This is a genomic window from Mesorhizobium sp. AA23 (assembly GCF_001672435.1).
Classification (GTDB): domain Bacteria; phylum Pseudomonadota; class Alphaproteobacteria; order Rhizobiales; family Rhizobiaceae; genus Mesorhizobium.
The window spans coordinates 543592-556864 of sequence record NZ_LYTP01000028.1 but is presented as its reverse complement, the minus strand read 5'-3'; the positions used below and the strand labels follow the sequence as shown (position 1 = coordinate 556864).

General features: G+C 59.9%; 13 protein-coding genes and 1 pseudogene. 9 read left to right on the top strand and 5 right to left on the bottom strand.

The features are described 5' to 3' along the window. Positions 1–215 precede the first annotated feature (215 nt). The 3 genes from A9K66_RS22340 to A9K66_RS22330 all read right to left on the bottom strand — a co-directional run bounded on the left by A9K66_RS22340 (position 216) and on the right by A9K66_RS22330 (position 3628). A complete protein-coding gene (locus A9K66_RS22340; RefSeq protein ID WP_245307643.1) occupies positions 216–1100 on the bottom strand; it encodes a thermonuclease family protein in 885 nt (294 codons plus the stop codon). 126 nt (positions 1101–1226) lie between these two features. Further along, complete coding sequence (locus A9K66_RS22335) at positions 1227–2069, bottom strand: plasmid partitioning protein RepB C-terminal domain-containing protein (protein WP_067327948.1); 843 nt, start codon at positions 2067–2069, stop codon at positions 1227–1229. Further along, positions 2066–3628, bottom strand: coding sequence for a recombinase family protein (locus A9K66_RS22330; protein WP_067327947.1), 1563 nt, complete (start codon positions 3626–3628; stop codon positions 2066–2068). Before A9K66_RS22330 ends, A9K66_RS22335 begins: the two co-directional genes overlap by 4 nt. 62 nt (positions 3629–3690) lie before the next feature. On the opposite strand from A9K66_RS22330, the pseudogene A9K66_RS22325 reads away from it, so the two are divergent. The 7 genes and pseudogenes from A9K66_RS22325 to A9K66_RS22295 form a co-directional block, all read left to right on the top strand. Then, positions 3691–3945, top strand: a pseudogene (locus A9K66_RS22325) (type II toxin-antitoxin system HicB family antitoxin); the annotation flags it as partial. Between the two features lie 182 nt (positions 3946–4127). After that, positions 4128–4445, top strand: a complete 318-nt coding sequence (locus tag A9K66_RS22320; RefSeq protein WP_067327946.1) for a YMGG-like glycine zipper-containing protein — start codon at positions 4128–4130, stop codon at positions 4443–4445. Between the two features lie 114 nt (positions 4446–4559). Then, on the top strand, positions 4560–5177 hold the full coding sequence (locus A9K66_RS22315) for a methyltransferase domain-containing protein (protein WP_067327945.1): 618 nt from the start codon (positions 4560–4562) through the stop codon (positions 5175–5177). A 589-nt stretch (positions 5178–5766) separates the two neighbouring features. After that, the gene (locus A9K66_RS22310; RefSeq protein WP_156751121.1) at positions 5767–7353 is read left to right on the top strand and encodes a hypothetical protein; all 1587 of its coding nucleotides are present in this window, start codon (positions 5767–5769) and stop codon (positions 7351–7353) included. Between the two features lie 81 nt (positions 7354–7434). Further along, positions 7435–8457: a phosphatase PAP2 family protein gene (locus A9K66_RS22305; protein WP_067327943.1), complete on the top strand. Its 1023-nt coding sequence runs from the start codon at positions 7435–7437 to the stop codon at positions 8455–8457. 9 nt (positions 8458–8466) lie between these two features. Next, the gene (locus A9K66_RS22300; RefSeq protein ID WP_067327942.1) at positions 8467–10014 is read left to right on the top strand and encodes a S8 family serine peptidase; all 1548 of its coding nucleotides are present in this window, start codon (positions 8467–8469) and stop codon (positions 10012–10014) included. Between the two features lie 165 nt (positions 10015–10179). Then, positions 10180–10881 (top strand): adenylate/guanylate cyclase domain-containing protein, encoded by a 702-nt coding sequence (locus tag A9K66_RS22295; RefSeq protein WP_067327941.1) that lies wholly within the window; start codon positions 10180–10182, stop codon positions 10879–10881. Between the two features lie 163 nt (positions 10882–11044). Here the strand turns inward: A9K66_RS22295 and A9K66_RS22290 are convergent, their stop codons facing one another. Further along, positions 11045–11296: a hypothetical protein gene (locus tag A9K66_RS22290; RefSeq protein WP_156751120.1), complete on the bottom strand. Its 252-nt coding sequence runs from the start codon at positions 11294–11296 to the stop codon at positions 11045–11047. A gap of 177 nt (positions 11297–11473) precedes the next feature. Beyond that, positions 11474–11995 (bottom strand): hypothetical protein, encoded by a 522-nt coding sequence (locus A9K66_RS22285; RefSeq protein WP_156751119.1) that lies wholly within the window; start codon positions 11993–11995, stop codon positions 11474–11476. Here A9K66_RS22285 and A9K66_RS22280 point away from each other — a divergent pair. Both A9K66_RS22280 and A9K66_RS22275 read left to right on the top strand, forming a co-directional pair. Continuing rightward, positions 11971–12486 (top strand): hypothetical protein, encoded by a 516-nt coding sequence (locus A9K66_RS22280; protein WP_156751118.1) that lies wholly within the window; start codon positions 11971–11973, stop codon positions 12484–12486. The two genes, A9K66_RS22285 and A9K66_RS22280, sit on opposite strands and share 25 nt — an antisense overlap. A 35-nt stretch (positions 12487–12521) precedes the next feature. After that, positions 12522–13166, top strand: a complete 645-nt coding sequence (locus tag A9K66_RS22275) for a hypothetical protein (protein ID WP_067327938.1) — start codon at positions 12522–12524, stop codon at positions 13164–13166. The last annotated feature ends 107 nt before the right edge of the window (positions 13167–13273 follow it).

Below are 13273 nucleotides of genomic sequence, written 5' to 3'. Positions count from 1 at the left end.
GATCAGTAAACGGCAATCGACAGCATATAGTTTCGAAGGATTTACATCAAATAGGCGTCGGCGCGACGATCTCACAAGTGAGCAGCAGCGTAAAGGCCGACTCCTGAAAACAACTCCCAATGGAGGCCGATATAACAGGCCATCAGCTTGGCCATGCTGCGGATAGTGCTTTTCACATTTGGGTGATCTCCAAGCCGCACCGCCTGGGTGACATCCTACCGCTTCGACCTTCGCCACCCTGCTGCGACAGCCTCGGCTTCCGAGCAGAACCATCTTTCGCCCTTGGCTTGGTTGATGACGGTGACGCTGTAATATTTCTGCCCGGGCAGGTGGTAGATCCGCTCGCCTTCCGTTGAAATGTTGCCCTTGATGTTGCAGCCGGTATTGCCGCCGCCGACTGCAAACGTTGGGGTCGCCGGCGCCTGAGCATCATCACTGTGCTGCGCTCGCCAGTCCCAGGGTGCCTGAAAATTCCCGACCCATAGTCCCAGCTTTGCCGCCTGCGCCTTGGCCTGTTGCGCTCCATAGGCGCCGCTGCTGTATCTCGGCCAGTCCAGCGCCTGCCCCTGCCCGACCATCCACCCGGCCACATCGGCCCCGTCCGCGCGCGTGCAGTTGCCGACGAAGCGGCCATAGCGGTCCCATGTCACGAAGACGCATTGCACCGGCTTGGAGGCCGCAAGAAATTTGTCCAAGGCTTCGGCAGAGCGCCGACCGCACGGATATTCGAAGCCCTTCGCATCATCGCAATATTGGCGGCTCTCGGGCGCGTCGATCCCGTCGAAGCGTACGCGCTGGCCGTGGATCTCGATCGTGTCGCCGTCGATCACCGAGGCGACGCCGGCGATCGACACAGGCCTCGGCTTGATGATGTTCTGCAGGTTGATTTCGGGCAGCGACCCGCTGTTGTGCATGATGAACTGCGTGACCAAGGCAGAAAACGCAGCCACCGTCACGAGCACAAGACGAAGCGGCACGCTTGCCCATCGCCGGGATCGTGAGCGCTTGGAGCCTGCGCGCCCTCGCCACCGGTCGGAGCGATTGTTATATCGAGCCTTGTCCAAGCCCTCTCTCCCCAAGAGAAAGATGCGGCCGGACAATCCGTTAAGCAAGCCCCCCGATTGCTTCCAGGGATCTGGCGCAGGGCTCACGGCTCAGTGCAGCGCCAGCCCCGTGATCAAAACAACGAGTTCGACGGCAAGGGGGAGAGCTCAAATCCACGCGCTTCATTCAGTGATCGGTGCACGTTTCTGAAACCCACTTTCGCGAAAGTCGAGCAATTCCTGATACACCTCAAGATGCCCGGCAAAATTGCGCGCCATAAACCGCACTAGCGCGGGGTTGTTCAGCAATTTGTCAATATAACCGGTGACGGCGATCAGGTTGAGCACTGTTGCGCCATGGGTGCTGGCGGCGCTCAGATATTCATGGCTGACCTTGGCCAGGTCGGTTTCCATGGCAGCCAAGCGCGTCGGGGAGATGCCCTCATATTGCTTTCTGGGCGCAAAGGGATCGGTGAGCTGCGATCGTGGTGTGAGCGCGATCAACACTCTCGCCACTCGAAATTGCACCCGGTCCAACGCTAGCATGAGACGCACGATTTCAACCTGCCGGCTCGGCACGACCTCTCGCAACAAGGGGAAAATCTTCAAGGGGACGCCGAAATCGTTCAGGAGGTCGAGAGCCTCGAGACAGATACCGCCGACAAGCTGCGGCTCGGCTGTGAAGCACGACGGGCCGTGCTGTTCTTCAGAACGGGAATCGGGTCCGGTTGGTGAACCTTGCGTCAGGATCCAAGGCAGCGTTCCGAGATCATGCGCCTGCAGCAAAGCGCGGAACGCCGCGTTGGCCAGGATCTGACCGGTGGCATTGACTACGACTTCCAGTTGATGCCGCGCTGCGACGGCTTCTCTGATGAAATCCTGCATCCGATCCAATTGGCGTTCATAGGTCCGCAAGAATGCCGGGCCACGCAATGGATTCTGCGGCGCCTGCAAATTGGGCGTAAGACGGGTGGCATGCCGGTTATTCTCGACGAAGCGACGAAGCTCGGCCTTGGTTACTGTCACGGAATCGAAATCGATTCTCGTCTCGCCATCTCCACGACAGGATCGAGCGAAGCGAAGAGGAAGGCATCAAGGCGCACGCCGTTGTTTGCGTTAAGCATGCGAAGGGCGGATTGCGCTTCATGCGCCGGCGCAATGAGGAAGTCACGAACAGTTTGATGATCAGGCTCCATTCTGATTAAAATCGTCACATCTGGCCCAACGAGACCGCGGTTCCAAAAAATCCAGCGTGGATAACCGGTGACGATACTCCGATAGCGCGCGATCCATATCGCGATGGAGAATTCGTCATTGATGCACAGAAGCTTTGTTTTGCGATCGTACAGTGCCGAACCACCGACCTTGTCAATGTTCGACATCAATTCCTCGACGACTTGCTGCCGGATCTGTTTGAGCCGGTTGCTGACATCGAGTTTCCGATAGTTCGCCGAGGCGTCGTATCCGATCAACTGGTAGGCGGCCTTCATGCTTCCAAATCGATGCGCGTAAATGGAGGATGAATGACAGCCGGGGGCGGCGTCAATGATTGGGCTCGACAGCTTCCCCCGCTCTTTCAGCAGCTTGGTCAGATCGGCAAGCAGCTCCTCATCGGGCCTGAGGTAAGCGCGCGCGCGCCTGATAGCTTGCGCACGATCGAAAAGCGCCCGGGTCACGAGCGGCTCGATGACAGCGTCGGCGCGAACAAATGCGCTTGGCGGATTTCTTACCCGGTCGTGTAGAAGCCTATGGGATATGCGATTCCAGACATTGTTGCCGATGTACTTCTCGCTCGTCAGTATCGTGCCCACGCATGCTTTGGTCCATGGTCGGCCGCGTTCAGTAACCAGGCCGCGAGCGTTCAATGTAGTCGCAATTTCGGCTTCCGTTTTTCCCTTCGTCACGAATTGATTGAACATCCATCGTACGGTGGAGACCTCCTCTTTTGGCCCCGGGACGAGAATGACGCGATCGCTTGCCAGCCCTTTTCGCTCGTTTCGATGAAGCATCGCCTTGGCATTTCCGGAGCCGTCAACAAGAAGGCGCCTGAAGCCGTAGCCCGCGGGGCCGCCGCCGCTGAAACCCAGTTTGACGATGCGGCTTTGACCGGCGAAGACCCTGTTCGACAGCATGCGGCTGTACTCCGCGGCCATGCTGCGTTTGATCGCCTTCAGGACGTCGGACCCGATGCTCCCATCGTTGACGAATAGCTCGGCGCAGAACTCGATCCGCACTCCGGCTATCTGGCACCGGTATTCATAGGTGGCGCTTTCATCGGTATTCTGGAAGCGCCCCCAACGGCTCACATCGTAGACAACAACGGTCTCGAAATCGGCTCGCCGGCTTTCGACATCTTCCAACAGCTGCTGCAAGCCTGGGCGCCCCACGAGGCTGAGGCCACTTCGCCCGGGATCCTCATAGGTCGCAACAATGTCGTAACCCATGACCTTCGCATAATTGCGGATCGCATCTCTCTGGTTGTCGATCGAGTAGATCTGCCTGTCTGTGGACATGCGCAGATACTCGGCCGCACGGATCCTTGGCCTCCCGAGGGGGCCGGCGGGAGCCGTTGCAGACTTGTCCATCTTGCACCGTCGTGCGGGTGTTTCTAAGCTAGGGGCCGGCCGCCGCGCGGCAAGAGGAAGGAATGCGCCAGTACATCGGGTTGATCCACAAAGAAGACGCCAGCGATTACGGAGTGTCCTTTCCTGACTTCCCCGGCGTCGTTACCGCCGGCGCAAGCCTCGGCGAAGCGCGCGATTTAGCCGAACAGGCTCTCGCCTTTCATGTTGGGGGTCTGATTGATGATGGCGAGGCCATCCCAGAACCTAGCTCTCTTGAACAGATCATGGCTGACGCCGACAATCAGGAGCTCGCGACCATCATTGTTCCATTGAGGACCCGCTGAAGGGTTACTGCCGAGAGGGTCGCCTTTGCCGTTTGGCAACCATGGCCTTCAACCACCGGGAAACCCTGACTCATTTCGTGAGCAGGCTCCGCCGCCGTTCCGCCGCAATGCGAGCCCACTTCGGCCAGGTACGCCCCTGTTTTAGTTGGTCTTTGGGGCTTGAAGGAGTTCTGGAGATGATGATCAAGAAGGTTTTTGTGGCGGTGCTGATGACCGCGGCACTGGCCGGATGCGAGACCCAAACGGAGGGCCAGCAGCGTGCCACCACCGGCGCGCTGATCGGCGGCGCGGGCGGCGCACTGGTCGGCCAGGCGATCGGCGGCAACACCAAGTCGACGGTGATTGGCGCGGCAAGCGGCGCGCTGCTCGGCGCCGTCGTCGGCAGCGCCACGACCCCGCAGCGCCGCGGCGAGCAGCTCTGCCGTTACCAGGATCGCTACGGCCGCATCTACACTGCGCCTTGCGACGACCGGTATTACAACGGCGACTATTGACCCTTTGAGTGACTGGGAGACGGCGTTTTCTGCGCCGGCTCCCCTCTTCCGTCATCCTTTTGTACGGTTCTCGATGTAAAACCGTCTCTGCGGCGGGCTGCAGAGGAGGTCGAGATGACGACGACCCTTGCCGGCGCGCTGAAGGACCGTGGCAAGCGCGCGGTGAAACGGCTGATCGGCTACGATTCCCGCAACTGGCTGCGCATTCGCCAGATCGAGGCTTTCACCGCCTTCCTCGAAGCGGCCAATCGCAAATCCCGCGACGTCATCGAAATCTCACCGGGCTGGAACCGCTACTGGCGGGCGATGTGCCCGAACTACCGCTCGGTCGATTTTCCCGAGTTCGACATCTGCCGCGACCGCACCGACGAGCAATTTTCGATTGTCATTGCCGACCAGGTGCTCGAGCACGTGCAGCGGCCGCTCGCCGCCGCCGCCAACATCCATGCAATGACCAGACAGGGCGGCTGGGCAATGGTGGCTACACCCTTCCTGTTCAGGGTGCATGCCCGGCCGCACGATTACAACCGCTGGACGCCGGCGGGATTGAAGCAGGTCATGGTCGAGGGCGGCTTCGCAGAAAATGACGTGCAGGTCTTCGGCTGGGGCAACAAGGCCTGCGCGAGGGCGCACATCGGCGGGCCGGTGCGGGCCTACGGCCTGTGGCGGGATCTCAGCAACGACGAGGAGTACCCGGTGATGGTGTGGGCATTCGCGAAGAAGCGCTGTTAGCCTCGGTCCGGGGAAGCCGATTTTGGGCCGGTGCCGGTCAGGCAGCTTGAAATGCCGACGATAGAAGCGGGAATGGTGAACTGTGCGTCCCACTTTCCACAGTTGCACGACAAAATCGTGACTTTAGCTATCGCTAAATTTTGTCGACAAGTATTGGATTCCGTTTTCAGTTAAGATATCACTAATATGAGAAAAAAATTGAGGCCAATTGGGTGGCCGAAGCGGGCCGGCGGCTCCGAGGCTGGAATGTGTGAAGCGGACATTTAGGCGCCCCCATGCATCGACGTGAACTGACCCAACTCCGACAATGGGACCGCTCACATCGAACGACCGTTTGACGTCGCCAAAGAGTCCTTCCGTCACAGCAGAAATGCCATCTCGAATCCTTGCCACGTCTAGGTTTGACCTTACGGAAGCCGAGAGCTACAGATAGATTTATATTAGTGGATCATATATTAGGGACAATGGACGCGAGGGGCCGCTAGTGTACTCGGATGGCCGTCCTTTCCTTAGATTGATTGGGCCATTCGCGATTGAGCGCGCGGATGGCGCGGACGTTACGCCGCATGGCAGACGGTCCAAAGCGCTCTTGGCCATGCTTGCCCTGGCACCCAACGGTACGCGGAGCCGAAAATGGCTGCAAAGCAAGCTGTGGAGCACTCGCGGCGAGGAGCAGGGTGCAGCAAGCTTGCGGCAGGAACTGTCCGAGGTTCGGAAGTCGCTCCGCAATGCCGGCCTGGATCTAATCTCGACCGATCGTGATGTGGTTCGACTCGACGTGGCTTCGATCGGCATCGATTTGAACGATCCGCCCGAAGGCTCTGCCACGCGTGATCTGCTTGAGGGCCTCGATATTCGCGACCCAGAGTTCGAGGATTGGCTTCGTGAGCAAAGAAGCCAATGGCCCCGACCTCGCACAGTGCCAGCAAACATCTGTCCTGTTGGCGCGGCAGATTCATTGTCCGGACAGCAAATCGCCTCACCTCTGAATTCGTCGCGGCTATGCTTGGGCCTAGTTCGCGATGCCAGGTGGACGGAGGGCTCCGCTAACAGGGCCGTCGGCGACCTTGTCCTGGATCTTGTGGTTCGATCGATCCTGAATTTCGAAGTGGTCGACGTCGTGGATTTTCAAGCGCAGGGACCGCTGACCCAAGCGCCTGGCACCGCGTTACCGGACTGGCTGTTGCAAACCAGGGCAACGGTGGTGGGCAACAGAGTGGGCCTGACATTTGGATTGATTGCGCCCGGTGACAGCCGGCTCTTGTGGTCGCATACGGATTTTCTCGAGCTTGCCGAGCTGACTGGCCCGGCGAGCCAGAAGCTGATGTCGCTGGTCAATCAGATCGTGTTTTCGATCCTCGAATTCGTTCTCGATCCTAAGTCCATCCGCGACGAGCCCCGACACCGGGCGTCTCGGCTTGCATTGACAGCGCTGCGACAGGTGTTCCGCATGCGCGATACGGACCTGGATTCGGCGGAGCGCATGCTCGCCGAAGCATATGAGCTCGACCCGCGTAGCACATATCTGGGGTGGCAGCTGTTTGTGTTTGTCACCCGCTTTGGCGAAAGACGGGTCGGCCGTTCGGGCACCTTTCACGATCAGGTTCGGGATTGCGCCAGTCGCGCCGTCGAAGCGGCCCCCTTCAATCCTATCACGCTGGCGTTGGCCGCTCATGCCCATTCGTTTGTCTTTCGTGAATACGCACAGGCACTGGAACTCGCCGATCGAGCGATAGCTGCTAACCCGCTGCAAGCCATTTGCTGGGACATGCGGGCCCTGACGCTCGGCTATCTCGGCGAGGTGAAGCGTGGATATGAGGATGCGATGCGCGCACGTGCACTGGGCGGGCCTCCCCTTTATCGTTACTGCATCGATACCACGTGCTGCATCTTGGCAACTCTGAACGGGCGCTTCGAGGAGGGGATACGTCACGGCGAGCGTGTCCTTGCGCAGCAACCTACATACCTACCCGCTTTGAGATACTCGGCTGCCTGCCACGGGCATCTGGGGCAGACTGTGGAAGCAGTTAGAACTGTCGAACGCCTGCGCGCCTCGGAGCCGGATTTCTCGCTCGAGCTGCTTTCGGATGAGAATTATCCAATTGCAGGCGTACTCGGAGTTTCGGTTATCCAGAGCGGGCTGTCGCGGATAACGCTGCCAAGGTACGCGACCTAGGGTTGCGCACCGCACTTACGTCGAGGCCCCGACCACCAAGTCGCGCGGATCGAATTTGCAAGCTTTAGTTGAGGGGTGGACATGATGGCGATAATTGATCTTAACAACAAGTTGTTTAACGCTCGCTTCCTGGTCAGAGGATCGGACATACGACAATATCCGTTGATATTGGGTGACGCAAAACCTGAAAAAGCTCTTGAGGAATACATCAAAAATAGAGGCGGCGAAAAACTGCATCCTTTCGTGGCCATGATGGCCAAGAGCAGCGTTCTGTCGATTCAAGATGAGCAGATCGTGATAACGATTTCCGATGACCCTGTGGAGGGTGTCATGCGCCTTTCGCCAGCCTTCCGGGCGGGGCCGAGCGCAGGTCGAGGTCGAGGCAGGGGCAGAGGGCGCGGACGAGGACGGGGACGCGGCAGAGGGCAGACGGCTTTCGAAACTGGCGAGGAGGCTTTGCCGGCGTGGCACGACAAGCGTGCCCTGCACACGATCGGACTAAGCGTCGCGAACAAATATCTCGGCGCGATCTGGGAGGACATTCTTATCGATCCCCCGCCCGGACCTTCAGAGAGCCTCAGGGAGACAGAAGCGCTTCTCGATCTGCAGAAGAGGAGGGAAGGTGACCCGGTGCGGCGCGAGGAGATCGTCCGCCAGGCATCGTTCGGGATTTTGGACTACACGGCACCGCTCGGAATAGACACTCTCGCGGGCTTCGAGGGGACATGCGCATTGATTGTTGCGATCCTCGAACTCACAGAGGAGATCGGGCTCAACTACAAAGATCGATTCAATCGGCCGCGGCCCAACATCATTGAGCAGAGGCTGCGGCCGGCGCTTCCGGTTCCTTCGCACGCTTCCTACCCGTCCAACCATTCATTTCAGTCATTTGCGGTGGCGAACGTTCTGCAACGCATGTTGCCCGAGCACGCAGGCGTAACCGCGCTTTATGCGCGCGCCCGCCGGGTGGCCGAGAACAGGGAATGGGCAGGGCTGCACTACGCCAGCGACACCGATGCCGGCGAGGAACTGGCTGCGCGCATTTCTCCGTACTTGGTGGACGCGATGGATGAAACGATCCGACGTGCCCAGAGCGAATGGTAGGAGGGTGCCATGACGGACGACATCAAGAAGGGCGAAGGCCATCTTTGTTATGACTGGTATCACTACCTCTGGCACCTGATCGCAATCGGCGCCTTACGCGATCGTGCGCGCATCCCTGAAACGCGGTTGCCGCACGAGGCCGCATACCTGCTGGAGGCCGACGCCTGGGATTTGTTGGCTACTGACAAGCCCGGTTACGGCGAGGTCATTGCCCAGATTGATACGGGAGTGAACTCAAGCCATCCCAATCTCGACCCTCGTATCCGTCCTGCGGTCAGCTTCGCCGCTCACCCATTCGGGTTGAGTTACGTCACACCCAAGCAGCAACCGGCCGTCTTGCGAGGGCCGGAAAAACAGCAGAGCAAGAGCTTTGTGGGCGACGATACCTGGGCATGGGCGGAAGGCCTGATCAAATCGAGAAACAATGCGCAGGAAGTCGAGGTTCAGAAATCGCTGCTTCGAGCACTGAAAGATGGGCGCGGCGTAATTCAGGAGACTGCTGAGACCTCGCGTATGCGCTACTCAGCGCACGGGACCGCCTGCGCCGGGCTGATGGTCGGCGCCCCTGAGGCCTCGCCTGCGAAGTTGAGGCAATTTGGCAACGGTGAAGGCGCGATACCTTATTGGGGCGCCGCCCCAGGCGCTGAACTCCTGCCGATCGAGATTTCCGCACGGCCCGACGCAGCGCAGCTCATTCTGGCGTTCCTCTATGCCCGCGACCAGAAGGTTTCAGTCATACACTTTCCCCGGGAAGTACCCGATCCATGGCGAGCGCACCGTTCCTATCCTGGACATGGCGACAGCAGATATACTTCGGTCGAACAGGCAAAGCCAATTTGGGATTATTTCGAGAAGCTTTTCGAGGCGATCAGCGAGGAAATCCCCATCATCTGCGCAGCCGGCAACGATGGCTACGACCATCTGATTTACCCGGCGAGCAAGGCCGGCGAAAGCAACGGCGTGATTGCGGTAGCGGCCGTCACTTATCGGGCGAGACGTTCAGCATATTCCAACTACAGCGGCGATCCGACCGACAATTCCGTCACCATTTCCGCGCCATCCGACGACCAGGAGGTGTGCACGCGCTGCCAAATACGACTGGACAGGGAGTCGCCGCGTTCACGTGACCACAATTTCGATATCTATGAGAAGCTCCCCCAGGTTGAATACGCGCCGCAGGGTGTGCTCACCACCGACATCCCGGGCTACCACGGCTATTCCGGCGGACAGTTGGAAGGGATCCAGCCACCGACCGTCGAAAGCAGAGACCGCGCCGGGCTGTACACGGTGTTTGGCGGAACATCTGCCGCCTCGGCCATCGTCGCGGGAGCAGCCGCTTTGTTGCAGTCGAAACATCGCTCCACCGGTAGGCCGCTCAACGGCATAGAAGTTAAGGCGAAGATGATCCAGTCGGGCGCAAAGGAGGTTTCATGGCCTTGGCTTGAAAAAGCTAACGTTCCGATTCTACCGGATAGCCCTAATTGCGAGAGAAGGGTGCCTTCGTTCGATCAGCAGTTTGGAGCGGGGCTGCTTGACCTCCGTAAGTTGTTGAGCTGAGGGTCCCGCCGAATTTGACTGAAAAGGTCGGCTGCAAGCCGCTAAAGCCGGCCTGAATGGATTTCTGACGTAATTCTGACGTGCCCCCCACGGCAGGCTTACGATCCGCCTACGCCGTCCAGTCATATTCGAGCGACGTTTGAAATCGCTCGGGGCCGGACTCCAATGCATCCGATCACTGCCTATACGAATTCACAGACTGACCGCGTGCTCCCGTCATTCGGCATCGGTGAAACGAAATTCCAGCGCGCCATCGCCACCATCATGTTTACCGACGTGGAGGACTCGACCGGCTTGGCGAACGCGCTTGGCCTGGTCGAAACCACGCGGTTCATGATCGAGCACTTCGCGTTGACCCGCCAGGTCGTGGTGGCCCATGGAGGGACCGTTCAAAACTTTACCGGCGACGGCGTGCTAGCGGTCTGGCCGGGGAGCGAAATGACGCCTAGCGAAACGGCGCTAAAGGCGCTGGCCGCCGTCGCGGAACTGGTACCGCAAATCTCGCTCGGCAACGCTTGGAAGCGTTCTACGGGTTCCCTGTCGCGCCGCATCAGGATCGGCTTACACTCCGGCGAGGTGATGTTCATCAACGATCGCCGGTGGGATTTCTCTTTTCTGGTCGGTTCGGAGGTAAATTTCGCCCGCCGCGTCGAGCAGGCTGGCAAGAGGGAGAATGGTGCAGGCGTCGACGCGCTGGTGATGGTCAGCGGTGCGACCCTCCACCTTGCTGGCCTGGCGACTGCGTCGATCGACCCCTACGAGCTTGTGCGGCTAACCCCCGCCGAACTGGCTCATCGCCAATCGCTCGACTGTCGTCGACCGTGTTCGCGAAGCAGAACTATGGCGCGTGCAAATGTCGGCCGTTGAGAAGGTTAGCTGACGTTGAACCCTACTTCAGCCAAATGGCGGCTTGTCGCGCACTTGCGACCTCCAGCGCAGTCGCCGGCAATGTCCGCTTTAACGCAGTGACACCGCAACTTTAATACCGAGATGCGGCGCAAAGCGGCCGTGGCTGAGGGTGGCTCAACGTTCAACAGGCTACAGGCATTTCAGCCTCAAGCGCTGGAACGATCCCGTTGGCGTAGAGAATGATGGCATCTTCGAACTCGCCGGTCGAAGGATCGCCCGTACGGCTGAACGCCACGACGCCGGCCGAACATTCCGCCAGTTTCTCTGCCAGTCGCAAAGCATGCTCGATGTCCTGTACTTCCACCGCCGCTCGGGCGGCGATCGCTCCCTTGGGCGTGAAATTGAAACTCTGAACCACGAAATACGTCAGCAATGCCGCCTCCTTAGCCGCGTCAATCTGACTCAGCCTGCAGAACAAAACAAGTACAGATGCAGCGGGCCGATGCGACAAATCCACAGCCCAGGGGTGCACGGCAAACCTACCTGTCTTGACAGTGTAGGTAGGTATTGCCTACCATTGGGAATTACCATTTGGAGCCGGGCGGTGAAATCAATCTCTGAAGCGCAGCAGTCCCGCGATCTTTCCGCTCGGCCCGTAGAGAATCAGCACTGCCGCGCAGGCGAGGTCTTCGCTTTTGCCCTCCCAAGCCCGGACGGTTTCTTTGACCTTGCTCCGAATGACCGCGGCAACCGTCGGGTCGTCGAGCTTGACGTCCTCGGCGGCCAGCATCAGGGCCATGGCGCCTTCGTTGATTTCCAGTTTCGGACAGATCTTGGTGCCGGCGATTGCCTGCCCGACATGGGACATAATCGCCATTTGCCCATCGCTGTAGGCAAAGGCTGGACCGGGCATGACGAACAGCGAGACGACAGCTCGCACCGACTTTCTCATCCGATCCCCCCTGCCCGCAGCGCGCGGTTTGAACGCTATCACAAGGCGGAAGCCGTCGCGAAGCGGCTCGCCGCCATTGCCTTCATTGCCGCCACCCTGTTCTGCGCCGCTGTCACCGTCGGCGCCCTCTGATTTTCCGTCCAAGGAGACCCGTCTTGCTCGACAAAGTTCATCGTTCATCGCAAACCCGCCGCGAGTTTCCGGAAGCCGGGTTGGACACCCATCCGCGTTGCTTGGAAATGTCAGAGGCCATGCGCGATCTGTTCGCTGTCGGCGGCGGCGTTCGGCTTGAAGACCTGGTCGGGGCCGGCTTCACCAGCGCCGAAATCATCGAATTTCAGGACAGCGCCGCACGCCTCGCTTTGTTCGCCAGCACCAAGCAGATCACCATCCGCCCGGATCTGCTTGCAGATATGATTGAGAAGGCCCGGCACGCAGCGCCCAATCGGCCACCGCTGCCCGGCGGCGCGCAGCCTACACAGAGTCTCATCCTGGCCTGGGGCCGGTATTGTGCGGCCCGCGGCGCGCTGCGGCTCGACCCCTGGTCGGGTCAACGCGAACGCTGCATTTCGGTGCTGTCGGGCTATCTCGACCGGCTGCCGATCTTCCCGGCCATTCGCTCGAGCGTTCTCACCGCCGTCGAAGCAGCCATGCCGCAGGTGCACCAATGAGGCCCGCCAGCAAGGCGCTTGGCGGGAGACCCGCCATGATCCCAACGTTCAAGCCGGATGGGTCGGCCTTCGACCTCCTCGAACCGAAGGCGTCCGACATCAGCTTCGCCGATATGGCCAACACGTTGTCCAAGCTCGCGCGGTTCAATGGTCTCTATCGCTGCCCGGCCTACTCCGTGGCGCAGCATTGCGTGATGGGTGCCGACGCGCTGTTCCGCGAAACCGGCGACGGCTTGGCCGCCGGCTATTTCCTACTTCATGACGGGCATGAATGCGCGCTCGGCGACATCACCAGGCCGGCAGTCGATCTGATCCAGCATCACATCTGCCGACTGGCGAGCGACGCGGGATTGGCTGCAGATTTCATCGACCAGCTCGCCCACCGCGCGATCGCGTCGGCCAAGCGCAGCATCGACCTTGCGATCTACGAGGCGGCTGAATTGCCCAACATCGACACAGTGCCGTCCTATGGGCGTCAGATCCGCGACATGGATAATCGCATGCTGGTTGCCGAGGCCGCGGCCCTGTTCGGAGCCAGGCCGACCAGCGCTTGTCTGCCGCGCGTTTCGCTGCCTCCGCCAAAGCTTGTCGGCGCGATCGAGCCGTGGGGCGCCATGAAAGCAGAGCTTGCCTTCATCGACCGCCTGCAGCGCTATCTCGGCATCGCGGCGCGAGGCTGAACGTGCAGTTCTCGCCATGAACACCAGCGGCAACGACACTCAATGAACGGATCGGATGACTACACGGAAAACGCGCCGCTGCGGCTGGACATCGCGGCCCGGATTGC

What these genes read in the sequence shown, in the direction of transcription:
- A9K66_RS22300 (WP_067327942.1), top strand. Translation starts at nt 8,467, where the DNA reads ATGACGGACGACATCAAGAAGGGCGAAGGCCATCTTTGTTATGACTGG.
- A9K66_RS22275 (WP_067327938.1), top strand. Translation starts at nt 12,522, where the DNA reads ATGATCCCAACGTTCAAGCCGGATGGGTCGGCCTTCGACCTCCTCGAA.
- A9K66_RS22305 (WP_067327943.1), top strand. Translation starts at nt 7,435, where the DNA reads ATGATGGCGATAATTGATCTTAACAACAAGTTGTTTAACGCTCGCTTC.
- A9K66_RS22330 (WP_067327947.1), bottom strand. Translation starts at nt 3,628, where the DNA reads ATGGACAAGTCTGCAACGGCTCCCGCCGGCCCCCTCGGGAGGCCAAGG.
- A9K66_RS22295 (WP_067327941.1), top strand. Translation starts at nt 10,180, where the DNA reads ATGCATCCGATCACTGCCTATACGAATTCACAGACTGACCGCGTGCTC.
- A9K66_RS22315 (WP_067327945.1), top strand. Translation starts at nt 4,560, where the DNA reads ATGACGACGACCCTTGCCGGCGCGCTGAAGGACCGTGGCAAGCGCGCG.
- A9K66_RS22285 (WP_156751119.1), bottom strand. Translation starts at nt 11,995, where the DNA reads ATGAACGATGAACTTTGTCGAGCAAGACGGGTCTCCTTGGACGGAAAA.
- A9K66_RS22320 (WP_067327946.1), top strand. Translation starts at nt 4,128, where the DNA reads ATGATGATCAAGAAGGTTTTTGTGGCGGTGCTGATGACCGCGGCACTG.